This is a genomic window from Shewanella sp. SM32 (assembly GCF_025654235.1).
GTDB lineage: Bacteria > Pseudomonadota > Gammaproteobacteria > Enterobacterales > Shewanellaceae > Shewanella > Shewanella oncorhynchi.
In genome coordinates this window covers 1-25,757 of the sequence record NZ_JAKKRO010000057.1, presented here as the reverse complement: position 1 = coordinate 25,757, position 25,757 = coordinate 1, and the positions used below count along the sequence as shown (strand labels likewise).

The window sequence follows — 25,757 nt, the reverse complement described above, 5'->3', positions numbered from 1 at the left end:
TTAGATACGCTATGCTTACACGACCTAGCATGGGCTAAGGAATAACGTGTTCCCGTTTTAAGATTTCCTTAGTAATGGCTTGACGCAATGCTAAACCTGCCGCGTCGGGAATATCCATATTCATCGCAAAAAACCATACATTATCATCGAGTTCAACCCAACCTACCCACCAGCCAATACTTGGTTCTGATCTGACTGCAAAACCGGTTTTCGCACGGATAATATAGTCAGAATTCGCTTCAGTCAGCATGGCTTGCTTAACAATACGTAAACTGCGCTCAGAAGCGTGTATCTTGTTGTGATAAAGCTTACGTAGGAAATCGATTTGCTCCGTAGCCGAAATTCGTATGCCACCATCTAACCAAAAGCTATCCAAATTTCCCGAAATATCCTCATTACCATAATCAAACGAGGCGATCATCTTCGACATACGCGCCTCACCAATTTGGCGAGCAAACTCTTGGTAGACAGGCACAACCGAATACTTCATTGCAGTAATAAGGTTATGATCACGATTCCAAGTTGCGATATCTCGACTTTTACCATCCCACTTAAAGACTTGATGCTCATCCTTCACCACGCCAAGCTCTAGCGCGATCAAACTGTTAGGAATCTTAAACGTCGATGCAGGTAAAAAACCTTGATTGGCACGTTTAAGATTATTAGTGAATCCCTGTTGCTTGTTTTCATTCCATAACACCACTACGCCTTTAGTTTGGTGCTGAGTAAAACTAGCATCCCAACTGCGGGTTTCTTGCCACTCCTTAGCTGTAGTAGATGCAAAAGTCGGCGCCACTAAGCTTGACGACACTAAAATAGACGACATCACCAGCACAGCCGATATGGTGAACAAACGCATAAAGTCTCCTTGTAGAAAAATAAACAATCCAATGAACTAAAAAAGTGATTAAGGCTATCACTTAGGGTTTTGGCAAGCCCTAGCAAACTGCTGACCAATTGTGGCAAAAAAGAGGCAAACTAGACCCTATTGCACTGTTGCAGATGGGTTAATGCCAGCGCCACATGATTTGTGATAGAAGATATTGGCATAAGATGACAAAGATCACTGAGCTTAACTTTATTACCCTCAGCTTGTAGTGCATACTTTTTGGCATAAGAGACTATCCGCACGAAAAAAATAATCATTATTTCCAATGAATAACATCTAATCACTACAGGGAAGCCAAACATGTTGAAGCCAGTGTTAACACTCATCCTCACCACCAGCTTAATGACTACAGCCAGTGCCGTGCAGTTATTTGGTGACGTTGAAGTTTCCCGCCTACCAGCAGCCGAAAAAACCATAGGCGACGTAGTAACTCGCTATCAAGCACTTGACGATGGTCTGGCTCAGCTGAGCTCAAAGAAAAACGAAGTTGACGCCACCCAATTAGCGGCGCGCCAAGGACACAGATTATGGCAACAAGCTGTCCGCGATGTGCAGTCAGGGCATTTTGACGACCGACCTTTATACTGGGCTCGCCTTGCCATGCTTAATAGTCTAAAAACCACCAGCGCCAACTTTAAAATGGCCGATTGGCAACAAGATATATTAATGAGTGCAGTTGAAAAGGCCTCACGGGGTTTTAGCGATATTCAATATGGTGATGATGTCCAAATCAAAATATTCCTCACGGGTTTCGATCCTTTCTTCCTCGACAAAGATATCACCCAGAGTAATCCTTCAGGTCTAGTCGCCCTCGCCTTGGATGGTTTTCGCTTTGAAATTAATGGGAAAACGGCGCAAATAGAAACCGCTATGGTGCCAGTGCGTTTTGAAGATTTTGACCAAGGGCTTATCGAGTCGCTATTGAGCCCGATTTATCGCGATCCCAAAACCCAATTTGTGTTCACCGTTAGCATGGGCCGAACTGATTTTGATATTGAACGTTTCCCAGGGCGAAATCGCAGTGCAGCGGCGCCCGATAACCAAAACGTACTCACTGGCGGCACTAAAACCGCACCGGTTGCCCCAAAGCTTAATGGTAAAGATTTTATCGGCCCCGAATTTGTGGAATTTTCACTGCCTGTTTCGGCTATGCAAGTCAAAGATGGTCAATGGAAAGTCAATGATAACCATACTGTCACTACCCTTGCCCGCGGTGAATTTAGCGCGACGTCATTAAACGAACTGCAAAACGAAACCTCAGTCGAAGGTTCTGGCGGCGGTTATCTCTCTAATGAAATCTCCTATCGCGCCATAGTCTTGCAGCAAAAGTTTAATAGCCATGCCAAGGTCGGCCACATTCACACCCCAAGAGTGAAAGGCTATGATGCCGAAACAGAGCAAGCGATAGTCGAGCAAGTACGCACTATGGTGATGCAAGCGGCGGCGAGTTTATAGCCAAGTCACATTTCCTGAAACAGGCTGAAACTGGCATTGTCAGATAGCGTTCGCTATGATGCGAACGCTTAGGCAGGCTTAATCACCGATAAGTTTTAAGCACTCAATTTTATCTTTAACCGACGAGATCCAACGCTAACCCTATGCTGAAACCCGCTGACTTACTCAATGCCTTACGCCGTCGCAGCAGTGAAGCACTTGCCCCGCTGACAAAATCGACGTACGCAGCCTTAGGCCAAAGCCAAGATAAGTCGCAGGGGATAACGAGTCCACCATTACAAGATCCGGCTCAAGCACATATTTTCACCGGTTCATCACGCCCACTCTCGTCACTACAAATTCAAGTACTAGAGCGAATTGAAGCCTGTTATCAAGAGGCCGAGATATCGCTTAAGCGCACTTTTTCACGCCCAGTCACTCAATTTAGTCTAAGGGGTAAGAGTGCGGGTACGGCTCATCTGCAACAGAATCGCTTGCGATTCAATCCTGTATTGCTACGCGAAAACAGCGAGGCATTTCTGACTGAGGTTGTCCCCCACGAAATTTGTCATTTGCTGTGTTTTCAGCTTTTTGGCAAAACCAAGCCCCACGGTAAAGAATGGCAATCTTTGATGTTAACGGTATTTAAGGTCAATCCGAGTACCACACATAGCTTTAATACCACTTCAGTTACGAGTCGCGATGTTGAGTATCGCTGCGCCTGTGGACCGATTCGACTGAGTATTCGCCGCCATAACAAGGTGTTGCGTGGTGAAAGTCGTTATATTTGTAAACGCTGTAAGACCCATTTAACTGCGATCTAGCGACTTTCAGCAAACAAAACTCCCACCTAAGTGCGACTCAATTTGCATAAACAGCGATATTTCCCTTACCATCACGCCATAAAAGACGAGCCAAAGGCTCGCGTAGTGTTTGTTATTTTGGGATAAATTTTGAACATAGCTTCTTTAACCGTTAATTCACGGCGACTTTTGTTGTGCCTAATCACTTGGGCGGCGACCTTATCTGTGCCCGCAAGTGCCTCAGTGTCACATCCCAGCAGTTTCAGCCAAGCGAAAACCAAGTCACAGGCGCTCTACGCAGGCAGTCGCCAAGGTACTCTGCCCGCAGTCAGCTTTTACTGTGGCTGTGAAATTCAGATCAAAGGCAAATCGTGGAAACCCGATCTCGCCAGCTGTGGTTATCAAGTCCGTAAACAGGAAACCCGCGCCAACCGTATCGAGTGGGAACACATAGTCCCCGCCTGGGAATTTGGCCATCAACTCCAATGCTGGCAAAAGGGCGGCCGTAAAAACTGTGCCGATAACAGTAATGAATTTAATAAGATGGAATCGGACATGCATAATTTGGTACCCGCAATTGGTGAGGTCAATGGCGATCGCAGCAACTTCCGATTTAGCCAATGGAACGGTAAGGCCGACCAATATGGCCAATGTGCTATGGTAGTCGACTTTAAGAATCGTCAAGCACAACCTCCCGCGAATACCCGCGGTAAGATAGCCAGAACCTACCTCTATATGCAGCAGACCTATGGTCTTAAAATCGCCTCAAGCCAATTAAAATTATTTAAGGCATGGGATAAAACCTATCCAGTTGATACTATTGAGTGCAAACGTGATAACGCCATAGCGCAAACCCAAGGTAACCATAACCCCTTTGTGCAGAATGCCTGTAATGCGCCACCACAGCGTCAACAATTAGCCGAATAAGGTCGACAATGAGAGTCCCAAGAATTTATCAACCTCAGCCATTAGCCATCAATCAACAGTTGAACTTAGACGAAGATGGCGCGGCCCATATCGGCAAGGTGCTACGCATGGGCAACGGCGAACATATCAGTCTATTTAATGGCGATGGCAATGATTATCTTGCTGAAATTGTCGATGCAGGTAAGAAGCATGTCACAGTAAAGCTGCTCTCCTGTGAGGCCAATTTATCTGAGTCGCCACTCAACTTACACTTAGGCCAAGTGATTTCCCGTGGCGATAGAATGGAGTTCACCATTCAAAAATCGGTCGAGCTTGGCGTGAATACGATTACGCCGCTGTTTTCCGATCGCTGCGGCGTGAAACTCAACGGCGAACGCCTAGAGAAAAAAATTCAGCAATGGCAAAAGATCGTCGTGAGCGCCTGTGAGCAATCGGGACGCAGCCAAGTGCCCGTGGTTCGCCCAGCGATGGGCTTACACGATTGGTGCAGTGAGCCGACCTCAGCGCTGAAACTCAATTTGCATCCACGTGCCGCACACGGCATCAATGGCTTAGATTTGGCGCATACCCGCGTGCGACTATTAATTGGCCCAGAAGGCGGTTTGTCGGCGGAAGAAATCGCCATGACAGAAACCTATCAGTTTACCGATGTGTTGCTTGGCCCCAGAGTGCTACGCACCGAAACCGCCTCGCTCACCGCCATTACGGCACTGCAACTCAGATTTGGTGATTTAGGCTAGACCGTCCACAACCGCACACAGCGGTGGTATGGCACCCCATTATCCAATAAATGCTTTTTTGCCTGCAAACGGCGACAAATAAGGAACAGATTAATGATAAAACTCGGCATAGTGATGGACCCCATCAGTGAGATCAACATTAAGAAAGACTCCAGTTTTGCCATGTTAATGGCCGCGCAGGAAAGAGGTTATCAGCTGTTTTATATGGAAATGGCCGATCTTGCCATGGTCAACGGTGTGGCTATGGCCAATATGCGTCCGTTAACTGTTTTCAATGATGCGAGCAAATGGTTTGAACTCGGCGAAGCTACAGACACGCCGATGAGCGAACTCGACGTGATCTTAATGCGTAAGGACCCGCCATTCGATACTGAGTTTATCTACGCAACTTACATGCTTGAACGCGCCGAAGAACAAGGCGTGTTGATCGTTAACAAGCCGCAAAGCTTACGTGATGCTAACGAGAAACTGTTTACCGCATGGTTTAGCGAATTCACGCCAGAAACGATCGTAACCCGTGATGCCAAACGTATCCGCGCTTTCCACCAAGCGAAGGGCGATATTATTCTTAAGCCACTTGATGGTATGGGCGGCACCTCGATTTTCCGCGTGAAGCAGGACGACCCAAACCTTGGGGTCATCATAGAAACCTTGACCAGCTATGGCCAACAATATGCCATGGCGCAAGCCTTTATCCCTGAGATAACCAAAGGCGATAAACGCATTTTAGTGGTCGATGGTGAGCCTGTGCCCTACGCCTTGGCGCGTATCCCAATGAAAGGCGAAACCCGTGGTAACTTAGCGGCAGGCGGAAGCGGTGTGGCTCAACCTTTATCCGACAGCGATTGGGCAATTGCCCGCGCCATTGGTCCAGAACTTAAAAAGCGTGGACTGATTTTTGTCGGCCTCGATGTCATTGGTGACAAGCTGACTGAGATCAACGTAACCAGTCCAACTTGTATCCGTGAGATCCAAGCAGCATTTAATGTCGACATCACCGGCATGTTAATGGATGCTATTGAAGCACGCATTAACACCAAAGCATAAAAATTTACCAACGAGTTTGTTGATTTAAGGCGCTTTGACATCACAAGCGCCTAGCCACTTTCTAGGGATGTGATATGAGTTTCACCAAAGCGCCATTCTTGTTACTCGGCATAGGTTTATTACTATCGACTCCGACTTGGGCCAACATAGAAACAGGTCCAACGAAAGCACCGTCGCGTCCCAAAAACATTGTCATCATGATAGGTGATGGTATGGGACCGTCTTACACTAGCGCTTACCGTTACTACAAAGATAATCCTGACACAGAGGAAGTCGAACAAACCGTATTCGACCGTTTACTTGTAGGTATGGCGAGCACTTATCCCGCCAGTGTCAGTGGTTATGTTACCGACTCAGCCGCGGCAGCAACAGCGCTCGCCACTGGCGTTAAATCTTACAATGGGGCGATTTCGGTCGATACCCAAAAGCAACCGCTACCGACCATACTCGAAAAAGCCAAATCCCTTGGCCTCAGCACAGGTGTGGCTGTCACATCCCAGATAAACCACGCCACGCCTGCAGCCTTTTTAGCCCACAACGAGAGCCGTAAAAACTACGACGCTTTAGCACTCAGCTATCTAGAAACCAACGCCGATGTATTCTTAGGCGGTGGTCAAAAATACTTTACCCCTGAACTATTAGCACAATTTAAAGCCAAGGGTTATCAACATATTACTCGTTTTGAAGATCTCGCCAGCATCACCCAACCTAAAGTGCTGGGACTGTTTGCCGAAGTCCAATTACCTTGGGCAATTGATGAAAAAGATGCGAAAAAACTCAGCACTTTAACCCAAAAAGCGCTCAGTTTACTGTCGCAGAATGACCAAGGTTTTGTACTGTTAGTCGAAGGAAGTCTCATCGACTGGGCGGGTCACAATAACGACATAGCTACAGCCATGGGTGAAATGGATGAATTCTCCAATGCCATTGAGGTGGTTGAGCAATTCGTGCGTGAACATCCTGATACCCTGATGGTGATCACCGCCGACCATAACACCGGTGGCCTATCGATTGGCGTCGATGGAAAGTACAACTGGAACCCTGAAATCCTACGCAACGTTTCAGCCAGTACCGACACATTAGCCTTAGCCGCCATCAGCGGTGAACAATGGCAGGCCGATCTCGCCCGCGGTTTAGGTTTTGAGCTCAACGAAGAAGAAATCGCAAAATTAACGGTCGCCAGAATGCAGGGATTAGAAACCATAGCGGTTGCGATTCGCCATGTTATTGATAAGCGAACTGATACGGGTTGGACAACCGACGGCCATACAGGCACAGACGTACAAGTGTTTGCCGCAGGTCCCGCATCTGAGCTGTTTAACGGCCATCAAGACAATATCGATATCGCCAATAAGATTTTCAGCTTATTGCCAAAACCGAAGAAACCTAAAAGCTAAGCGTTAATCGATTCCGTTCATTAAAGACAATCACATAAGGCAACCGCATAATGCAGTTGCCTTTTTATTGGGTCTTTTTATTAGGGATTTTATTAGGTTTTAGCGCAGTGATTCCATGCAAACTGGCTCGGGCGTGAATAACGGGTATAATGCCCACACTTAAGTTTATAGGTGCCTGTAACTGTGTTAACTAATCCATCGCAAGTCATTATTCGTAATCAAGACAGCCTAAGCCAACATAAGGTGTTAGTGCTCAATCATGAAGCCGATCTACTGCCAAAAGCCCTGCTCGATGTCGCGGCCTCGGTCGATGCCCTCGCCTTGGATTATCACCATTATTTACACTTAGCGCCGCATGCGAATTCAAAACTGCGTTGCTACTTCGGCCACGAACTGCCACATCAAGACCCAATTAAACCAGAAAAGTACGATACGGTTATCGTTTATTTCCCCAAGGCTAAACCCCTCGCACCTTATCTGTTTAACCTCGCCGCCAGCCATCTTGTGCCTAACGGCCAGCTATTAGTCGTTGGGGAAAACAAAGGCGGGATTAAGTCTTTAGTTAAACTCTTGCCTGAGTATTTTGCGACGGGTATGAAACTCGATAACGCCCGCCACTGCCTGCTGTTTGGTAGCAATTTAGAGGGCAGCGCCCCGGCAATGAAACTTAGCGACTGGGTCAGTCAGTATCAACTCACAACGCCTCAAGGCGAGATCAGTATCTGTAATTTAGTCGGGGTATTTAGCGAAAAACGGTTAGATCTCGGCACTGAATTATTATTGTCACACCTACCAACACTCTCGGGTCGAGTGCTCGATTTTGGTTGCGGCGCAGGCGTGATCACCGCAGCCCTACTAAAAGCACAACCGAGCCTATCCCTAGAATGCGTTGATATTAATGCCATGGCGTTAGCTTCTTGCGAACTCACCCTGGCGGCCAATGGCATGACAGCAAAAGTGTATCCATCCGATGGGCTCGCGCAAACCACAGGAAAATTTAACGGCATTATCTCTAATCCGCCGTTTCATGATGGCCTCGCCAGCACCACCAGCATAGCGCAGAACTTTGTCACCGATAGTGCTAAGCAATTACAACATAATGGTATTTGGCAAATAGTCGCCAATCGCCACCTGCCCTATTCCGATATTATCGCCGCCGAATTTGGCCAATTGAAAGTGGTTGCCGATAACAACAAGTACAAGTTGTATTACTTCCAGCACAAATAGATGTTTGATTAATAACGCGCAGATGCTTTCGCTGAAGCGCGTTATTGGCAACCCAGCCACTCACTCTTATCCCAATCCCTGTTTGTTTTCAGATAAAACCTCACTTTCATCGTGTTACAAAATTCAATATTGTGATCTGCCGCATGCCAGCGATTCTGACAATCTCTCACTTATAGTCACTCAACAGCCGTTCCTAACATAGGGATTCGATTTAAAACATCAAAATAATGGTTAAACCTAAAATCAATATAAGTTGTGGTTTATTCAGTAATTTTTGTTATAAAACCAGAGATAACACTGATTATAAGACTCAATTTTTTATAAAAAACTATTTTAAAATTCACTCATAGACCATTAACAACAAAATGACAACATTTGCTGATTTTGCAGCCAAAAAGGCTTCTTTACCCTAAGTTTCTACTGTTATACTCAAAACAGCTTCTTAACAAGAATAAAACGCAATTACTAGGAATGCCCCTATGCTGGACCCTGAACTCATAGAGCTAAACAGCGATAAGACAAAAGCTGAATTGCGCCTGATCCCTAATGTCCATGGTCCAGTCACCCATGAAGACATAATGCGCCTGTTGTCTTTACCTGAATTCGCCGCCCTGTTTCCGCTAGAGCCAGCCATTACTAAAACCGTCGCTAAAATCAACTCTCTTTGTAATCAAGACGATGGAAAATTTGAGCTCTATACTACTTTGGCCGAACGTCGAGATGGCAGCATAGCTATCGAGATTAGTCCCGATAAAATGCAAGCCAGTCTTAAACTTACCGCAGCATGGGGTGGTAAACAGATAGATTTGCCAGAGATCCTCACTCATCTCAAAAAAAACAACGTCTGCATGGGGCTAAGTAAACTCAAAATTCAAGCTCTACTAAAACAACTCAGTACACTCAAGCCAGGGGAAATCTGCCAAAGTGAAATAGCCCAAGGCAAAGCCCCTGTTAATGGACTCAATGCGGTATTAGAACGCAAAGTATTCCTTGCGCGGGAGCGCTTGCTTCAGCCACAAGAGCGCGAAGATGGCAGTGTCGATATGCGCAATTTAGGCGCAATGATCGTTGTTAAAGCCAATGATCTCTTGATGGTTAAACATTTAGCCACCGAAGGCACTCCGGGCTACAACATCAAGGGCGAAGTCCTTAAACAAAAACCAGGTAAGGATGCCGTGCTTCAAGCGGGTACTGGCACAGCCTTTCATCCCAAAGATCCCAATAAACTGATCGCCACAGTGCCGGGGCAACCCGTCGAAACCCGTACAGGTATGAATGTCGATGATGTACTGCAACTTAAAGATGTCGACATCAGCACAGGCCATGTTACCTTCAAGGGCAGTATTTTAATCACAGGTGATGTCCACGAGGGCATGATAGTTAAAAGCTCAGGCGATATTACCGTGATGGGGTTTGTGGACTCCGCCACCCTTGAAGCAGAAGGCGATGTCACTGTGAGTAAAGGCATCATTGGCCGCCAGATTAAAGCCAATGAATACTCTACCAATATCTATTCTCAAGGCCAGATCAGCGCCCAATTTGTGCAATATTCTCAATTAGTTGCCAAAGGAAATATCTTAGTCACTAAACAGTTGCTGCACAGTAATACCAAAACCGCCGGCAGTTTAACGGTCAGCGATCCTAGCGGTCGTCGTGGCGATCTGGTTGGTGGAGTCGCACACGCTGAAAAAGGCATCACGGCGGTTGTCATAGGTGCAACGGCAGGGACTAAAACTGACGTTTACTGCGCAATGGGACAGGCTGAACTCAAGCAAGATCTCAAGTTACTCGATGAGAGCGTTAAAGCTATGGTCGTCGCCAGTTTAGATATCGAGGCTCGCCTCAATAAACTGCCCCCCAAGTCAGAATGGCAAGCTGACGCGGTTATGATTGAGCAAATCAAGATGATGCTTGATGAGAAGAATCGCATCATGGACGAACGTACCCGTGAAGAGCTTGAATTCGATACCTTTAAACAAGAAGTCGAAGGCTACTACGAAAAATACCGCATCGAAGTGCTTAAACACGTATTCCTTAACGTTGAGCTGCATATAGGTCCAGCAAATCACCGTACGGCACGTGAACACGGCACTTGTTGTATTGCCAATGTTAATCAAGAGATTAACTTTGACTATAACGCCAAGGCCAAAGCTGCACCGAGCACATAAGGTTCACTAGGGTTCTTAACGCCAGTGCTGAGGCGGCTTTCGCTCGGCAGCCAAACCTCTGAACTCGTTCTGGCCTCTATCTATCTTCTCCAAGCGTGGCATACTGCTCACAGATAAACGCACGCAGCAGTATGCCAAGTCACCTTCTTGCAAAATCCTAATCCTTGTCTACTGCCGCCGATTGATCTCAGAGAATACCTCAGAGCCCATTTTAAACTTCCTAAGGATCTGAAATGACTAGCGTTAAGATGTCGAGTATTGAATGGCCAGCGATTGTAAAACTGACTCAAAATGACGAATTACTTTACCTAGAACATCAAAGAGATTGGCTCGAACTGGCCTGTCTCTATCAGCATCACTTCATCGAAACCGATCAATTATTAGACTCCAAAGGGCAGCGATACCTTATCAGTGCCTGTCCACAAAAAATCCATGAAGATCCTGTTGGCGAATTACCTCGATTACTGCGCCAAAAACAGGATTTGCCACTCAATGAATTTATCAAATGGGTTCAAAATCATGCCCAAGCACTAGGACAATGTTGTGTCGCTAAACTGGCTTTCACGACAATTGCCCAAGGAATCGAAATTGTTCGTACCCTCGATGAATAAACAGCAAACACATGATAAGCCATAATAAATGGCTATCAATGACTCAGTTAATCAATAAAAACAACATGACCTTAAAAGCTAATATCCTCATAATCAATTCACAGGCATAATTTGCCACGGTGTAACAGCGCTAAGCCAGACGGTAAAGCGCTTAAGATGCACTCCAAAATAACCGTTTTCTGCGTCGACTCAAGGGATGACGTTTAAGTTGGCACTAAATATACAAACAGATGGAACCGAAATTGGAACTACTTAAGATTGACTGCTTAGGCAAACAACTGCGCTTAGAAGGCTCGCTCGCGGGCTGGCAACAACTCTACTGGGACAATACCTTAGTCTCACAAAAAGAAGCTTCCGTCGATAATGGCGGCCTTAAAGTCCATGTCTTTGAGCTCACCCACCACAGCAGCCCATTGGTGACAGAAAGTGGTGAGCAAGCCATCGCCATAACAGAAGCTAAAATCCAAGTTCGCCTCGAAACCGATCTCGTTTGGCAGCCTTTCCGCCTCGATTACTGCTTGCTGATGGATGACAAGATTATCGACCAAGGGCGACGGACAGAGAAAGATATCGAACGCCAAACACCAGAAACGCCCATCGTTAAACAGCAAAAAATCAGCATGATAGGACTCGCCTCCCTCGGCTTTAAGCTGTTAAAAAGCGCTAAAGTCATAAAGGTAGTGTTAGCGGGCGCCAGTGTTGCCGCTTACTCTTGGCTATTCTCCTTCCAATTCGCCCTCGCACTTATCGCCTGTTTGGTATTTCACGAATATGGCCATATTCGCGCAATGAAATATTTTGGGATGAAGACCAAAGGGATTTACCTTATTCCCTTTATGGGCGGACTCGCGCTCTCCGATGAGAAAATTAATACGCGTTGGCAAGATGTGGTGATTTCTATCATGGGACCGACCTTTGGGCTCTTGATGTCCATCGCTTCCTTGATTGCTTACCACGCAACGGGCAATGTGTTTTTTGCTGGCCTTGCCGCCTTTAATGCGCTGCTTAACCTATTTAATTTATTGCCTATTCTGCCACTCGATGGCGGCCATATTTTAAAGAGCATCAGCTTTTCGATGAACAGCATTATGGGCTTGGTCGCCTGCGCCGCTGGTGCCGCTTTTGGTGTGTATATCAGCTACACCTTAGGCTTAGCGCTATTGGGCTTCTTACTGTTGATTGGCAGCTTAGAAATCATTTTCGAATGGCGAACTCGTCATCAAAGCCATCTGCTGCCATTAGACAGATACGGGCAAATCTTCTCGGTTATTTGGTATTTACTCACGGTTGGCGCCTTAGTCGGCATCATCTGGCACTTAGCCGGAACCGGCGATGATATGCTCAGTCTGCCGCTGCAAATATTACGCAGCTAATGTGGCTTAACGGCTAAACGCAGCGCAAAGGCACTAGCACGAGTGCTTACACTTGCACTTGCCCAATAAAAAACCGCTATTAATAGCGGTTTTTTATTTTTCTGTCGCGCTGTGATGCTTCTACAAAAATGCGCTATTCCTTTGCCAAAGGCGGAGCGATATCGCTGCCGCCAAGGGCTTGATAAAGCGTTGCTTGGGCGGTGAGTTGGTTATAGCGATTCTCGAGTAAAGCCGCCTCGGCGCTGCGACGATTCTCTTGGGCATCAATCCAATTCTGAATACCGATAGCGCCATTGCGATACTGACTCTCATAAATGGCTTCAACGGCCGCCGCTGCACTAAATTGCTGCGCCAACTTCTCCCCTTGATAGCGATATTGCTGCTTCGCCGAAATCGCGTTATCGACATCTTCAAAGGCGGAATAAAGCGTCTTGCGATAATTCACCACTGCGGTTTGATAATCGATATCGGCAATGTCGTTATTGATTTGTATTTGATTCCACTGCAAAAAGGGCAAGACTAGCCCTGCGCCTAAACTGCCAACGGGATTACGTAACAACTCTTTTAACTCAGAGGTCGACTCCCCAACACCGCCGGTTAAACTCAGGCTTGGGAAATAACTCGCATAGGTCGCATCTTTACTCGCCAAGGCGAAGCGCAGTTGATACAAGGAGGCCTTCACATCTGGCCGTCTCACTAATAAATCTGCGGGTACACCCACGCTAACATCAGGTACTGCTACGTCGGGGAGTTGCTTAATCTCAACCCAAGTTTCGCCTGAGGCTAAACTCTGCGCAGGAACAGCTGCAGGAGTCTGATTGAGTAATATCGCGAGGGCATTTTTAGCCACAGTTAATTGCTGAATAAGCTGGCTATGGGCCGCCTCTTGTCCCGCCATACTGCGCTGAGCTTCGAGCACATTCACTTGCGTCACGGCCCCAGAATCATACTGCCTTTGGGTTAATGCCAGCGTTTGCTGACTGTACTCGATACTCTTTTGGCTTAAATCAATCCGTTGATTTAAATAACCTATCTGCCAATACAAGGATGCAGTGGTCGCCACTAGACTTTGGGTGGTACTTTCTCTATCTTCGGCGCTCGCCAGCGCAGCCCATTGAGCTTGGTCGATATTGGCCGACACTTTGCCCCACAAGTCCACCTCATAACTGACAGACAATTTTGCTTGATAACTCTTAGTCGCATCGCCACCCTCAAGTGGCTGATTACGGGAAGCGTCAAGGTTTGCCGATAACTGTGGGTATAGATCATCCCGCGTTAGCCCTGCCTGCAAGCGTGCTTTACGCAGCGTTAAGGTCGCTAGGGTTAAGTCATTGTTAGTGCTCAACACTTGACTGACCAGCTTATCGAGCTCAGGCTGATGAAACTGCTGCCACCAAGGGTCGACTTTTACTTGCTCATTCACTGTGGTGTTTTGCCACTGTTCGGGAATAGCCAGTGCGGGTGGTTCAAAGTCTGAACGCATAACACTGCCACAACCACTCAACAGGGCTATGCACAGAGCTGGTCCCAAAGCCGTGCAAACAGCAATAGCACAGCTACGAGGCGAAAATGGTCGATTAAATAGTTTATTATTCATGGTGTTATTACTCTCTAGCTAGTGCGTCAACGGGATCTAACTGCGCCGCATTGCGGGCGGGTAAGAAACCAAATAGCACACCAATTAAGGTTGAGCAGGCAAAGGCAGCAACGATGGAGGTGGTGGAATAAATCATTTGGAAACTTCCCCCCGTTTGAGCAAACACCACGCCAATTAAGTAGGACAAGGCGATGCCTAAGGTGCCACCACACAAACACACTAAAATGGCTTCGATAAGGAACTGGCGCAAAATATCACTCTGGCGCGCACCCACCGCCATACGAACACCGATTTCACGGGTTCGCTCAGTCACTGAAACCAACATAATATTCATCACCCCAATTCCGCCAACGACAAGGGAAATCACCGCGATAGCCGAGATCAGTAAGGTCATGGTTGCTGTGGTTTTTTCGATGTTCTGCCTAATGGTATCGGTATTGATGGTGAAGAAATCTTGCGTGCCGTGGCGCATTTTAAGCAGCGCGATAATGCCCTGCTCCGCCGCGTTACTCGGCACAGTTTCATCGAGTCGAACGGTAATACCATCCAAATAGTTTTTACCCACCATACGGCCAGAAACTGTGGTGTAAGGCACCCACACATTAAGCGCATCGCTGTTACCAAAAGCACTTTCTTTGGGTTGAGTCACACCTATGATACGTACGGGTAAATCTCCAAGGAAAATTACTTGCCCTATCGCCGAGTTATTGTCGGCTGCACTGTTAGGGAAAAGCTCCTTACGGGTGTTGTCATCAATCACCGCATCTTGGGCGAGCGATGCGACACTGGCATCATCCCAAAATTGGCCCTGCGCTAACTCGTACCCTCTTACACGGAAAAACTCAGGTCCCACACCATTCACCGATGCCGATACCGCTTTATTACCAAAACGAACCGTTGCAGTAGAGCCAATGCTTGGCGTCACGCTATCAACATAGGGCAGATTTTTAAGGGCATTGGCGTCCGTAGCGGTTAAGGTGCGCACCCGCGCCGAGCGTCTATCGCCAAAACCAGAACCGGGGCGAATATCAATCGTGTTAGTCCCCATCGAACTGATACTTTTGAGGATGGCCTGCTGCGAGCCTTCACCTAAGGCCACCACAGAAACCACTGAGGCGATACCTATGATAATGCCGAGCATAGTCAAGAAGGTACGTAACCTGTGGGTCGACATCGCCACCAGCGTCATTTTAAGTGCTTCGACATATCTGTCCCACGAAGCCACCCGCGCACGCGAGCCATCTTTTGCTGCCACTGCACCGCTAGGCTTTTGTGGCGCCATATTTTGTAACGTTGAGCTTTGCGACGTCGAAGTTTGTGACGTCGAGCTTTGTGGCTTAGCCGTTTGTTTATCCTGACTGCGCTCATCGCTGATGATCACGCCGTCTTTGATTTCGATAATGCGGTCGGCATATTGGGCCACGTGCATATCGTGGGTCACGATAATGATGGTATGACCATCGCTGTGCAGCTCCTGCAACAACTGCATCATTTCTTCGCCGCTGTGACTATCCAGCGCACCCGTCGGCTCATCGGCAAGGATCACATCGCCGCCATTCATCAAAGCGCGTGCCACACTGACCCGCTGCTGTTGTCCGCCACTGAGCTGATTGGGTTTATGGTCAAGCCTGTCGCCAAGGCCTAAACGCGTTAACAAATGCTCGGCCCTGTCTTTACGAACCGTGCGTTCTTTACCCGCATACACAGCAGGTACTTCGACGTTGCCTATAGCGGTCAAATCACCCAGTAAATGATAACGCTGAAAGATAAAACCAAAGTGCTCGCGGCGCAGTTGCGCTAACTCATCAACGTCCATAGTCGAGGTATCTTGGCCGTTAATAAAATACGCGCCCTTTGACGGCTTATCTAAACAACCAAGAATGTTCATTAGGGTCGATTTACCCGAGCCAGAAGCACCTACTATCGCCACCATCTCGCCACGGCCAATCGACAAGTTCACATCTTTCAGCACAGTGAGTTGCTGCTCACCCGCCTGAAAAGTGCGATAACAACCTGAAATTTCAAGTAATGCCGTTGTCACTGTTAAAACCTCACGCTAGGTGGGCGACGTAATTTACTGCTGCCATCATCGGAAGACGGCATGCCAAGCACAACCTGATCGCCTTCCTTCAAACCCGCGGTGATTTCAGCATTGATTTTGTTGTTAATCCCCACAGTGACATCCACATATTGCACTTGGTTATCAACTAACACAGGCACTTGATATTGCGGGCCGCTGCGGGCTTTACGCTCGACAGACTTAGCCTCTGGCACCGCGGATTTCTCCCTCGGCTTTATACGCAATATCTGCGCAGGCACTAATAGCGCATCATCGGCCTTAGCTAACACTATAGACACCTGCGCCGTCATGCCGATACGCAAGGTGCGGTCAGGGTTTTCTACATCAAACAGACCATGGTAATAAATGGCGTCTGAGTCGCTAGAGCTCATATTGCTATCGTCGCCATCCATCGAAATCGGCCCAGGCTCAATCGCCCTCAAAACGCCACGGTAGGGATGATTCGGTTTTCCAAGAACCGTGAAATACACGGCTTGACCCGGATGGACATTGACAACATCCGCTTCAGAAATCTGCGCTTTAACTGTCATGGTATCCAGCTGCGCCATTTCAACTATGGTCGGTGTCGTTTGATTGGCGTTAACGGTTTGCCCCACTTCCACCGCGGAATACACCACAGTGCCATCCATCGGCGCGGTAATTTTGGTATAACCTAAATCGATTCTGGCACTGTCGACGTTAATCTCAGCCTGTTGTTTTTGCGCTTCTAATTGCTCAAGCTCGGCTTGATAAACCGTTAGATTAGCATCGGCCACTTCATAATCGGCGCGGGAACTGGCCTTATCGGCAAGCATTTGCTGCTGGCGGCTAAATTCCAACTTGGCTTGGCGGATCTGCGCCTGTTTAGCACGGAACTGAGCATTGATACTCTTGAGTGATGCGAGGGCATCCTTCAAATTATTCTGCTGCGCTAGGCTATCAATCTGAGCAATCAAATCGCCTTTCTTTACTTCATCACCCAGTGCCAGCGGCAAACTTAAGATTTGCCCCGATACCTGCGCACCTACACTCACCAGTTTGGATGCCTGCAACATGCCATTGGCAAGTACTGAGTTTTCGATATCGCCACGGCGCACCGCTTCAGTTACATAGGTAGGTGCCATTTCAGGCTTATGCCACATAAAATAAGCACCGCCACTCAGGAGTATTAAGCCGCTTAACGCGAGCAGCAATTTACGCTTTGAGGATTTTTTCATCGGTATTGTCGTGTCCATCAATGCTAAAGACAGCAAGCATTCATCTTGCTAAGGAACTGAAATTGTTCCAACAGTATATAGAGTTAGCCAAAGACAGTAGACGAAGGAAGTGTCGTTAACAGGTAAAGATTTGCAAATATCTGTGTAGAAATTGACAAGGAAAGCACGATTGAGTGGTGCTTAGACTGCCATGCCGATTTAGTACGATACCAAATCGTTAGGTGGTAAATTGTTGGTGTCTACATTCTATGACTGTGCCACTTGTGGTAGTTCAGCCATTCAAACGAATCTAGATACAGACTTCATTTGATTCTTTTTCAAGAAAAATCAACGTCGTAAGGTGAAGCCCCACGACGTTGATCTTCTCTAAAAGAATGAAAAATACAAATCAAGTTCGTAAATAAAAGAAACCATTAGATTCCCCACCAACCCATTGCGAAAACAATAACGCCAAGTTACTGGCCATCCCCAGTGAATAACCCAATGATTAACCCAATTAATCACTCAATTCGACTAATTCATGCTGGCGAGGATCACCTGCGTGGCATCAAAACAGGCGAAACATGATTCGCCGACAGCCAAACTCTGCATTTGGGTGAGTGGCATCACTGAATAGATGATGTCTTTGCCATCAATATCTATGGCTAATTCGGCCTTATCGCCAAGTTCAGTCACGCTCAGCAAACGACCGCTTAGGCAATTTTGCCCATCCACTTCACAGGCATGAGTCGTCGCCAGTACAGCGGGGGCTTTAAACAGTAACAACACAGATTTATCCAGGGCTAACTGCAAGCGTTCGCGGCTCGAATGGGTCACTGAAATCTGAATCTGTTGTCCGCCCGCTAAGGTCACGCTGATTTTGTCATTTAATCCAAATGAATCAATGCTATTGATACGCCCCGTTAACTGATTGCGGGCGCTGGTGTTGAGAGAGAAATGCGCCATCACATCCAATAAACTGTGCATATCGACGGACTCATCGAGCAAGGCGGCCAAGGCCATTTCTTGTACTTGAGAGGTGATGGAATACACCTTAAGCAACCGTTCGCCAAATTCGGTGAGTTTAGCGCCGCCACCGCCTTTGCCGCCCTTTTCGCTACACACTACAGGTTCGGGCATGGCGGTGTTCATCTCATTGATCGCGTCCCACGCCGCTTTATAACTGATCCCCGCAAGCTTGGCGCCTTGGCTGATCGAGCCAGTGTTGGCAACCTGCTCAAGCAGGCTTATCCGCCTAGGATTGGCGAAGGGCTTATCCCCGAGGGAAAGCGTAAGTAATGCGTGTAAATCCATCGTCTATCTAGCACCCAAGTCTGACTTGGGTCCTATTGTCCTTCATCGTCTTGAGGATACCAATAAGATTGCCGAGATATTTCAGCGGATGAATGCCATTAATCAGCAAGAAACCGCACATAGATCACTAATTGATTGCTTAGGGCTTGAATGATCGATATATAGATTGGTATATAACGATCACTTTTTATCACGGAGGAACACAATGAAATCCATTCACCTTAAGCAATTACTGCGTTTTACCACGGCTTCATTATTCACAATGGTACTGACATCTAGCCCTATTTTTGCGGCAGACAATGAGCAAGTGACTGTTTTTGCAGCGGCATCGCTCACCAATGCACTTAACGAAATCGGCCAGCAATATGAAAAAGAACACAATACTAAGGTGATATTCTCCTTCGCCTCTTCCTCAACACTGGCAAAACAAGTGGCCAATGGTGCGCCCGCCGATCTGTTTGTCTCGGCGAATCAAAAGTGGATGGATTATCTGGTCGATGCTAAAGCGGTCGATGTTAGCAGCCGAAAAATCTTGTTAAAAAATACCTTAGTCTTGATTGCCGAGAAAAATAGTCCCATCACAGAAGTCGTGCTCAATGTCGATTGGGATATTAAAGCCGCATTAAAAGGCAGTCGTATGGCTGTTGGCGACCCAGATCATGTACCCGCTGGACAATATGCCAAGCAAGCCCTCGAAAACCTCAAGCTGTGGCAAGCTGCTGAGCCCTTACTCGCCCGTGCTAACAATGTCCGTGCCGCCCTCGCGTTGGTTGAACAAGGTGAAGCACCGCTTGGCATAGTGTATTCAACTGATGCGAAAGTCGCCCAAAAGATCAAAATCGTTGGCACCTTCCCAGAAATGAGTTACAGCCCAATTGAATACCCTGTCGCCTTAGTCAAACAAGAATCGACCGCAAGCGCCAAAGCGTTCAATGAGTATCTGCAGGGCCCAAGCGCAAAAAATGTGTTTGAGAAATATGGCTTTGGAGTGAATTAGGGTGCTGAGTGGTTCTTTGTTAAGCGGCTCTCTTTTAAGCGACTATGAAATTGCCGCACTGCTGCTCAGTTTAAAGGTGTCATCCGTTGCCGTTATCGCCAGTTTACCCTTGGGTATTTTGTGCGCTTGGTTACTGGCAAGGGTCGAGTTTCCTGGCAAGGCTATATTTGACAGTGTGCTCCATCTACCACTGGTGTTACCGCCCGTGGTAGTGGGTTATCTCTTGCTGATCAGCATGGGCCGCCAAGGTTTTATCGGCCAGTGGTTATTTAATTGGTTTGGCATCAGTTTTAGCTTTAGTTGGCGCGGTGCGGCCCTCGCGGCGGCGATAGTGTCATTCCCGCTGATGGTCAGAGCCATACGCCAATCCTTTGAAACTGTTGATATTCGACTCGAGCAGGCCGCACGCACTTTAGGTAGCAGTCGATGGCGAGTATTTCTCACCATCACACTGCCGCTCACCTCTCCAGGGATAGTGTCAGGCATGATTATCGCCTTTGCTCGCAGCCTAGGGGAATTTGGCTCGACTATTACCTTCGTTTCTAATATTCCCGGTGAAACTCGTACAATTCCGCTCGCCATGTACTCTTTTATTGAAACCCCAGGGGCCGAATATCAGGCCATGCGTCTATGCATTATCTCGATAGTGATCGCACTAGCATCTTTACTCGCCTCTCAATGGCTGAGTAAAAAAGCCCTGCAGAGGACGGCAAGCGTATGTTAACAATCAATATTGAAAAACGACTCGGACAACTGCAACTGAAAGTCGATACCCAATTGCCATTGCAAGGCGTGACAGCCGTTTTTGGCCGCTCGGGTGCGGGTAAGACCTCGCTCGTGAACCTACTTGGCGGGCTTTCGACCCCAGATAGCGGTGAAATCCGCCTCGGCGACAAACTGCTTTATCAACAAGGCAAAGTGAACCTTCCCCCAGAGAAGCGCCAAATTGGCTATGTATTTCAAGAAGCACGACTGTTCCCGCACTATAGCGTGAAGGGCAATCTCAACTATGGTGTGCGTAAAGCTAACCCAGTCTTGTTCGATAGAATTGTGCAACTACTAGGGATTGAAAAACTCCTCAGTCGTTATCCCAGCACGCTATCGGGCGGTGAAAAACAACGGGTTGCCATTGGCCGTGCCCTGCTGACATCACCTGACATGCTGCTAATGGATGAGCCGCTGGCATCACTCGATTTACCCCGTAAACGCGAGTTACTGCCCTACTTGCAAACCTTATCGCAGGAACTAAAACTGCCGATAGTGTATGTGAGCCACAGCCTAGATGAGATCTTACAACTGGCGGATTATATGCTGGTGCTGCATCAGGGGAAATTGATCGCCCAAGGGGCCTTAAGTGAAGTGTGGAATAGCCAGCAAATGCGCCCTTGGGTGCCATTGCAGGAACTCAGCTCACTCCTCAGTGCAAAGGTCGCCGACAGACATCCCGACTACCCCATGACTCGACTCGTGATGGATGATGGAAACTATTTGTGGGTAAGTGGCTATCTGGCTGAAACGGCGAAGAAACTCAAAGTGCGTATTCAGGCAAATCATGTCTCGGTTTGCACTGAGATCCCCAAAGGCTCAAGTATCCGCAACCTGCTAAAGGGAGAAATTAAAGAGTTATACCCCAGCGATAACGGCGAGCAAATCCAATTAAAAATCGCCCTAGGCCGCGATGAACTTTGGGCCAACATCACCCCTTGGGCCTGCGACGAACTGCAACTCACTCATGGCAAAGCGATTTATGCACAAATCAAAGGCGTGACTATGACACAAATGGATATCGCCGAATCCCACTAGCTCAACCTAGAGCACCGTTCGAAAACCAAATTTCAGGCACAAAAAAACCGACTCTAGGTCGGTTTTAGTTCCTTCATCTGAAGGATTTGGTACCAGTGGCCAGACTCGAACTGGCACGCTTTTAAGGGCGGGGGATTTTGAATCCCCTGTGTCTACCGATTTCACCACACTGGCATATCAAATATGCACTTAGAAGCAATCAAAACAACTGGCTGTCTCTAAGTGCTGGGAATTATACCTTTGCTTATGACAATGGCAAGTCTTTTGCCGCGACTTTAATACAAATTGCATTTAACCGCTCAAAAATCATGCTCTTGGGGTTATTCTGCGCCATGGGATAACAAAAAGGCGGTGTATTCTTTATCACTTTTTTGAATATGATTAACCAACCAAGCCTTCAAGAAAGCCATTAATTCGTCGGCAACATCTTCACCTCTAACAACCCGCTTTTGAAAATCAAGTACTTGCCCAACTAACTTGCCGTGTTTTTCCTTGTGGCTGTCAGTTTGAGGGTAACCAAAACGCGCAAAGAGTTCCTCTTCATAGGCAAAGTGATTGGCCGTGTAATCCACTAACCCTTGCACGATACGTTTGATGGCTTCGAGTCCATACTCTTCATTTAATGTGCGGTGTAATTCATTGATCAATGAGACTAATCGCTGATGTTGACGATTGATCTCAGGCATTCCTATGTCTAACTCAGGCCCCCATTTCACAAAGAGTTTATTTTGCGCCTGACTCGAATTAAAAAATGCCGCATTCACATGGAATCGATGCAGCAAGGAGCCAATTTCCTGCGACATGTTATACACTTTCAAACTCGATAAGTTAGTGTTGTTGGTGTGGGAGGCATTACTCAGGGCTAGCTCAGCCATCACACTGATATTTTTATTAATTTCCTCTGCTACTGTATGTTGTTGTCCCGATGCCGTGGCGATTTGGTGGGACATATCGGTAATGGTCTCCACCTGAGCGACAATCTGCCCGAGTGCACTGTGAGCTTGATCAACCATATCAGCCGTTTCGTCGGCAATCGCCACATTTTTCAACATGACTTCAACACCATGTTGTGCGCCTTTTTGTAATGCGGCGATTTGCTGCTGGATCTCAACCGTGGCTTCGGATGTTCGTTTAGCGAGATTACGCACTTCATCGGCAACTACAGCAAAACCGCGGCCATGTTCACCCGCTCTCGCACTTTCAATGGCAGCATTTAAGGCGAGTAAATTGGTCTGTTCGGCCACCTGCGAAATGGTTTCAATAATGCTACTGATATTGTTACTGTCGGCGGCCAAGTGCTCGATCACGGTTCGAGTATCATGGATCTGTTGCGACATAGCGCCAATTTTAGTGACTATGCCATTCATGATTTGATCACCGCGCTTAGCAGAACTTTGGGCAATATCAGCTGCCTGCGCAGCACTCACCGCATTTTGCGATACGGCTTGTACGCTTGAAACCATCTGCGTCATCGCACTGGCTGCCAGTTCCGTTTGATGCTCTTGCTCTAACACGCCTTGCTTTGCCTGTTCACTGATAACCTTGATATCCGAGGCGACTTTTTTCATCCCTTCACAGGTATCAGATAAAGACAAAATCGTACGGCTGACATCCTCACCCATGCGATTAATGTTATGTACTACCTTAATGAACACACCCGCATCTTTCTCTTCCAATTGATAACTCAAATCTCCCTCGCCTAAGTGGTGTGCTGCACGCTCAAGTTGTCTCAAATTACGGATTAATTTATTGATGTTGAAAATTAAAATGGCGGCGAGCGCGCTTAAACACAAAATGGCAACAAAGTGCCCGGTGATCACCAAACAATAGAGGGGATAAATCAGCAACAATAGTGGCGCAAAGATAGAATTATATCCCATTGAATCCTTGTGACTTTTTTTAGAATCCATTTTTTACTCCTTTAAAAAACTGATATCGCGCCTTCATATAAAAACAAGAACGAATAAATGGAATAGCGCGTTAACTGAATATCGATCGAGTTGAATAGGTTAATCCTAGACGCTAACGGAAGAAGAAACAAAGCTAAATTATTTGAACTCGTCGCTGTTAAGCATACCTTTAAATTTGACCAAGATCACAGAGTTAACTAAGCGTTATGACTTTGTATTCCTATGTCGATTTTTTATTGATCGAGATCAGTATTTTAGCTATCGAATACCGCTAATTTAGCGAGGACTTCACAGGAAAGAGGATTTCAGTCATGGCATTTTGGTTAGATCTGATGTTTGGTAACCCCATAGGCTTACTTTCAATGATCGTTATCTTTAGTACAATAGGGATAGTGTCTTATATCACTTGGATGTTCATTGTGAAGTCGGCACCGAAACCATAGTTTTTGCTCCAGTTGTTCTTCATGTTTCTTGTATAAATGCAAAATCTAGGGGGTTTTATCACCCCCATTTTTTGTTGTCTCGCATGTTAAAAATGCTAACTAAACCATAGCTAGCACTCATCCGAGTGAGGTAGAACACGCCTATGCTGCGTGTTTTCTGTTTTGTACTAATCCATTCAAAAATTGCGGGCGCGCCTTAATCAACGACTGCATTTCTTCTTGGCTCGGCTCACCTGCAGGCAAACGCAGCACATCACGGTTGAGGTACATACGCGCTTTCATGGCAATCTTATAGTCAGCGGTCGGTCCCTGAATCGCATAATGGCGCTCGTTACCGAGCTTTTCTAAGATGCAGGCATTCACTAAACTTTTTACAGCGGGTTCATTTTGCGGCAGAGTCAAAATCGTGGCGCCTTGAAGAAAGAATTCCCTCACTAAAGCTCGCTCGGCGGGATCAAGTAGATTCACTTTAGCTTCAATCGTCTCAATAACGCGCTTATCACTTAAATGACGGATAGACTCATCTAAACCTAAGTTAATTAACTGACTCAAAAAATAAGCGATAGAAACGATTAGACCTAATCCAACAAACTGTGCATGTTCCGGCACAAATTTATCGAGCGCCAGCACTGCCAGCACATTAGGGGGAATAAGAAGTAAGACTGAACAACTCACCATAAGCCACAACATGACTCTAAACATCATTTTCTTCGGGCTAAAAAACTTAACTGAATCCAGCTTGAGTTTAAACATAGTGCTATCCCAGTGACAAAAAATTGAACTTATCGGCTAATAAGCAAATTTAATGCCACAAATGAAGACATATTTCGTTGATTTTATCTGCGAGAAAATGCACTTTCTGGATCTGTAGGTCTATGCTTATAAGCATCTCAAGCCGCTATTGCATAAAGAAAATTTAAGATGCTGACATTCTTTAGCCAACTTATCAAAAGCCCCATAGGCAGGCACCTTACCCTGTCTATTGTACTTTTTAGTTCTGTTATCACCTTAATCACCACTGCGTATCAGTTGATCAGTGATTATCGCAATGATGTCGTGCGTATCGATAGAGTATTTTCCAACATGGAAAAGGTGAACTTAGATGTGCTCGCCGCCAGTATTTGGGTTATTGACGAGCGGCTCATTAACACTCAGCTCAATGGGCTAATTCAACTGCCCGATATTAACTATATTTCGATTAAAGATGACAGCGGCCAAGCATGGAATGCAGGCGAGCAAAAACAAGAACACTCCTTAGATAAAACCTTTCCTTTAGTCTATAAATCACCGACTGAAAACATCAATGTCGGCACACTCGAAATACAAGTCGATGTCGATGCTATCTATCAACGCTTGTATGATAAGGCCATTATCATTCTGCTTTCTAATGGCATTAAAACCTTCTTAGTGGCTGGGTTTATTCTATTTTTAGTGTGGTTCAACATTACTAAACACTTAGATAAACTCAGCCAATACTGCAAAAATATCGACATAGACCATGAATACGAGCCACTACAATTTGACCGTCATGAAAAAATTGATGAATTCAAACAAGTCGCCGATTCCATCAATAGCCCGCCGTGTCAGAGTAGTTGTCCTGTCTTCTTTTCACAATAGTTATAGTCAGACGGCGGGTGGTTAGCAGGTTCAAATGGCTGTTTATTCACCAGTAAGAAAAGAAGCAATATTAAAAAAGTTATTACCGCCGTTAAATCGCTCTGTGGCGCAGTTGGCTTCAGAGGAAGGCATTTCTGAGCAGACGCTGTACAATTGGCGCAATCAGTTAAAAGCTCAAGGATATGCCGTGCCGGTAAGCGGACAA

At 46.7% G+C, this 25,757-nt stretch carries 22 protein-coding genes, 1 tRNA gene and 1 pseudogene; 16 read left to right on the top strand and 8 right to left on the bottom strand.

The window, feature by feature from the left end; translation table 11 throughout:
* Positions 1-34: 34 nt before the first annotated feature.
* Positions 35-859, bottom strand: coding sequence for a class D beta-lactamase (gene blaOXA / locus L5M10_RS18735; RefSeq protein ID WP_263255725.1), 825 nt, complete (start codon positions 857-859; stop codon positions 35-37).
* A 330-nt stretch (positions 860-1,189) separates the two neighbouring features.
* On the opposite strand from blaOXA, the gene L5M10_RS18730 reads away from it, so the two are divergent.
* From L5M10_RS18730 to L5M10_RS18685, 10 genes are all read left to right on the top strand, one after another.
* The gene (locus L5M10_RS18730) at positions 1,190-2,344 is read left to right on the top strand and encodes a hypothetical protein (protein WP_263255724.1); all 1,155 of its coding nucleotides are present in this window, start codon (positions 1,190-1,192) and stop codon (positions 2,342-2,344) included.
* Positions 2,345-2,487: 143 nt separating this feature from the next.
* A complete protein-coding gene (locus L5M10_RS18725; protein WP_263191666.1) occupies positions 2,488-3,147 on the top strand; it encodes a SprT family zinc-dependent metalloprotease in 660 nt (219 codons plus the stop codon).
* A gap of 129 nt (positions 3,148-3,276) precedes the next feature.
* A complete protein-coding gene (gene endA / locus L5M10_RS18720; protein WP_173913177.1) occupies positions 3,277-4,053 on the top strand; it encodes an endonuclease EndA in 777 nt (258 codons plus the stop codon).
* 8 nt (positions 4,054-4,061) lie between these two features.
* A complete protein-coding gene (gene rsmE, locus L5M10_RS18715; protein WP_263164839.1) occupies positions 4,062-4,793 on the top strand; it encodes a 16S rRNA (uracil(1498)-N(3))-methyltransferase in 732 nt (243 codons plus the stop codon).
* A gap of 93 nt (positions 4,794-4,886) precedes the next feature.
* The gene (gene gshB / locus L5M10_RS18710) at positions 4,887-5,840 is read left to right on the top strand and encodes a glutathione synthase (protein ID WP_219252129.1); all 954 of its coding nucleotides are present in this window, start codon (positions 4,887-4,889) and stop codon (positions 5,838-5,840) included.
* A gap of 74 nt (positions 5,841-5,914) precedes the next feature.
* Positions 5,915-7,237, top strand: a complete 1,323-nt coding sequence (locus L5M10_RS18705) for an alkaline phosphatase (protein WP_198573566.1) — start codon at positions 5,915-5,917, stop codon at positions 7,235-7,237.
* Between the two features lie 183 nt (positions 7,238-7,420).
* The gene (locus L5M10_RS18700; protein WP_263255723.1) at positions 7,421-8,464 is read left to right on the top strand and encodes a methyltransferase; all 1,044 of its coding nucleotides are present in this window, start codon (positions 7,421-7,423) and stop codon (positions 8,462-8,464) included.
* A gap of 479 nt (positions 8,465-8,943) precedes the next feature.
* On the top strand, positions 8,944-10,632 hold the full coding sequence (locus L5M10_RS18695) for a DUF342 domain-containing protein (RefSeq protein ID WP_198573564.1): 1,689 nt from the start codon (positions 8,944-8,946) through the stop codon (positions 10,630-10,632).
* A 233-nt stretch (positions 10,633-10,865) separates the two neighbouring features.
* Complete coding sequence (locus tag L5M10_RS18690; RefSeq protein ID WP_028759298.1) at positions 10,866-11,243, top strand: DUF4144 family protein; 378 nt, start codon at positions 10,866-10,868, stop codon at positions 11,241-11,243.
* Between the two features lie 230 nt (positions 11,244-11,473).
* Positions 11,474-12,616: a site-2 protease family protein gene (locus L5M10_RS18685; protein WP_168826794.1), complete on the top strand. Its 1,143-nt coding sequence runs from the start codon at positions 11,474-11,476 to the stop codon at positions 12,614-12,616.
* A 133-nt stretch (positions 12,617-12,749) separates the two neighbouring features.
* Here the strand turns inward: L5M10_RS18685 and L5M10_RS18680 are convergent, their stop codons facing one another.
* From L5M10_RS18680 to L5M10_RS18665, 4 genes are all read right to left on the bottom strand, one after another.
* Positions 12,750-14,213 (bottom strand): efflux transporter outer membrane subunit, encoded by a 1,464-nt coding sequence (locus L5M10_RS18680; RefSeq protein ID WP_263255722.1) that lies wholly within the window; start codon positions 14,211-14,213, stop codon positions 12,750-12,752.
* Between the two features lie 7 nt (positions 14,214-14,220).
* Positions 14,221-16,254, bottom strand: a complete 2,034-nt coding sequence (locus tag L5M10_RS18675; RefSeq protein ID WP_263255721.1) for a MacB family efflux pump subunit — start codon at positions 16,252-16,254, stop codon at positions 14,221-14,223.
* A 2-nt stretch (positions 16,255-16,256) separates the two neighbouring features.
* Positions 16,257-17,489: an efflux RND transporter periplasmic adaptor subunit gene (locus L5M10_RS18670; RefSeq protein WP_212601354.1), complete on the bottom strand. Its 1,233-nt coding sequence runs from the start codon at positions 17,487-17,489 to the stop codon at positions 16,257-16,259.
* A 513-nt stretch (positions 17,490-18,002) separates the two neighbouring features.
* Positions 18,003-18,782, bottom strand: a complete 780-nt coding sequence (locus L5M10_RS18665) for a TOBE domain-containing protein (RefSeq protein ID WP_198573545.1) — start codon at positions 18,780-18,782, stop codon at positions 18,003-18,005.
* Between the two features lie 205 nt (positions 18,783-18,987).
* Between L5M10_RS18665 and modA the strand changes: the two genes are divergently transcribed.
* The 3 genes from modA to modC are packed head-to-tail and all read left to right on the top strand — an operon-like array spanning position 18,988 to position 21,582.
* On the top strand, positions 18,988-19,779 hold the full coding sequence (gene modA, locus L5M10_RS18660) for a molybdate ABC transporter substrate-binding protein (protein ID WP_263255720.1): 792 nt from the start codon (positions 18,988-18,990) through the stop codon (positions 19,777-19,779).
* A 1-nt stretch (position 19,780) separates the two neighbouring features.
* Positions 19,781-20,503, top strand: a complete 723-nt coding sequence (gene modB / locus L5M10_RS18655; protein ID WP_011847732.1) for a molybdate ABC transporter permease subunit — start codon at positions 19,781-19,783, stop codon at positions 20,501-20,503.
* Positions 20,497-21,582 (top strand): molybdenum ABC transporter ATP-binding protein ModC, encoded by a 1,086-nt coding sequence (gene modC / locus L5M10_RS18650; RefSeq protein WP_263255719.1) that lies wholly within the window; start codon positions 20,497-20,499, stop codon positions 21,580-21,582. The genes modB and modC overlap by 7 nt, the downstream gene beginning before the upstream one ends.
* Positions 21,583-21,669: 87 nt before the next feature.
* On the opposite strand, the gene L5M10_RS18645 is transcribed toward modC, so the two are convergent.
* Positions 21,670-21,756 (bottom strand) — tRNA-Leu (locus L5M10_RS18645).
* A 146-nt stretch (positions 21,757-21,902) separates the two neighbouring features.
* Positions 21,903-23,492 (bottom strand): bacteriohemerythrin, encoded by a 1,590-nt coding sequence (locus tag L5M10_RS18640; RefSeq protein ID WP_263255718.1) that lies wholly within the window; start codon positions 23,490-23,492, stop codon positions 21,903-21,905.
* A gap of 311 nt (positions 23,493-23,803) precedes the next feature.
* Here L5M10_RS18640 and L5M10_RS18635 point away from each other — a divergent pair, with 311 nt between their 5' ends.
* Complete coding sequence (locus L5M10_RS18635) at positions 23,804-23,935, top strand: DUF3149 domain-containing protein (protein ID WP_105251481.1); 132 nt, start codon at positions 23,804-23,806, stop codon at positions 23,933-23,935.
* A 141-nt stretch (positions 23,936-24,076) separates the two neighbouring features.
* Here the strand turns inward: L5M10_RS18635 and L5M10_RS18630 are convergent, their stop codons facing one another.
* Entirely contained in the window at positions 24,077-24,688 is a 612-nt protein-coding gene (locus L5M10_RS18630; RefSeq protein WP_105251480.1) for a superinfection exclusion B family protein, read from the bottom strand.
* Between the two features lie 168 nt (positions 24,689-24,856).
* On the opposite strand from L5M10_RS18630, the pseudogene L5M10_RS18625 reads away from it, so the two are divergent.
* A pseudogene (locus tag L5M10_RS18625) lies at positions 24,857-25,522 on the top strand (histidine kinase); the annotation flags it as partial.
* Positions 25,523-25,586: 64 nt separating this feature from the next.
* Positions 25,587-25,757: transposase (locus L5M10_RS18620; RefSeq protein WP_263177077.1), on the top strand; the 171-nt coding region annotated here is incomplete at its 3' end.

Coding starts and splice junctions, on each gene's coding strand:
- L5M10_RS18685 (WP_168826794.1), top strand. CDS start 11,474: ATGGAACCGAAATTGGAACTACTTAAGATTGACTGCTTAGGCAAACAA.
- modC (WP_263255719.1), top strand. CDS start 20,497: ATGTTAACAATCAATATTGAAAAACGACTCGGACAACTGCAACTGAAA.
- L5M10_RS18690 (WP_028759298.1), top strand. CDS start 10,866: ATGACTAGCGTTAAGATGTCGAGTATTGAATGGCCAGCGATTGTAAAA.
- gshB (WP_219252129.1), top strand. CDS start 4,887: ATGATAAAACTCGGCATAGTGATGGACCCCATCAGTGAGATCAACATT.
- L5M10_RS18695 (WP_198573564.1), top strand. CDS start 8,944: ATGCTGGACCCTGAACTCATAGAGCTAAACAGCGATAAGACAAAAGCT.
- L5M10_RS18670 (WP_212601354.1), bottom strand. CDS start 17,489: ATGAAAAAATCCTCAAAGCGTAAATTGCTGCTCGCGTTAAGCGGCTTA.
- L5M10_RS18725 (WP_263191666.1), top strand. CDS start 2,488: ATGCTGAAACCCGCTGACTTACTCAATGCCTTACGCCGTCGCAGCAGT.
- L5M10_RS18705 (WP_198573566.1), top strand. CDS start 5,915: ATGAGTTTCACCAAAGCGCCATTCTTGTTACTCGGCATAGGTTTATTA.
- L5M10_RS18635 (WP_105251481.1), top strand. CDS start 23,804: ATGGCATTTTGGTTAGATCTGATGTTTGGTAACCCCATAGGCTTACTT.
- modA (WP_263255720.1), top strand. CDS start 18,988: ATGAAATCCATTCACCTTAAGCAATTACTGCGTTTTACCACGGCTTCA.
- L5M10_RS18680 (WP_263255722.1), bottom strand. CDS start 14,213: ATGAATAATAAACTATTTAATCGACCATTTTCGCCTCGTAGCTGTGCT.
- blaOXA (WP_263255725.1), bottom strand. CDS start 859: ATGCGTTTGTTCACCATATCGGCTGTGCTGGTGATGTCGTCTATTTTA.
- L5M10_RS18665 (WP_198573545.1), bottom strand. CDS start 18,782: ATGGATTTACACGCATTACTTACGCTTTCCCTCGGGGATAAGCCCTTC.
- L5M10_RS18730 (WP_263255724.1), top strand. CDS start 1,190: ATGTTGAAGCCAGTGTTAACACTCATCCTCACCACCAGCTTAATGACT.
- L5M10_RS18640 (WP_263255718.1), bottom strand. CDS start 23,492: ATGGATTCTAAAAAAAGTCACAAGGATTCAATGGGATATAATTCTATC.
- L5M10_RS18630 (WP_105251480.1), bottom strand. CDS start 24,688: ATGTTTAAACTCAAGCTGGATTCAGTTAAGTTTTTTAGCCCGAAGAAA.
- rsmE (WP_263164839.1), top strand. CDS start 4,062: ATGAGAGTCCCAAGAATTTATCAACCTCAGCCATTAGCCATCAATCAA.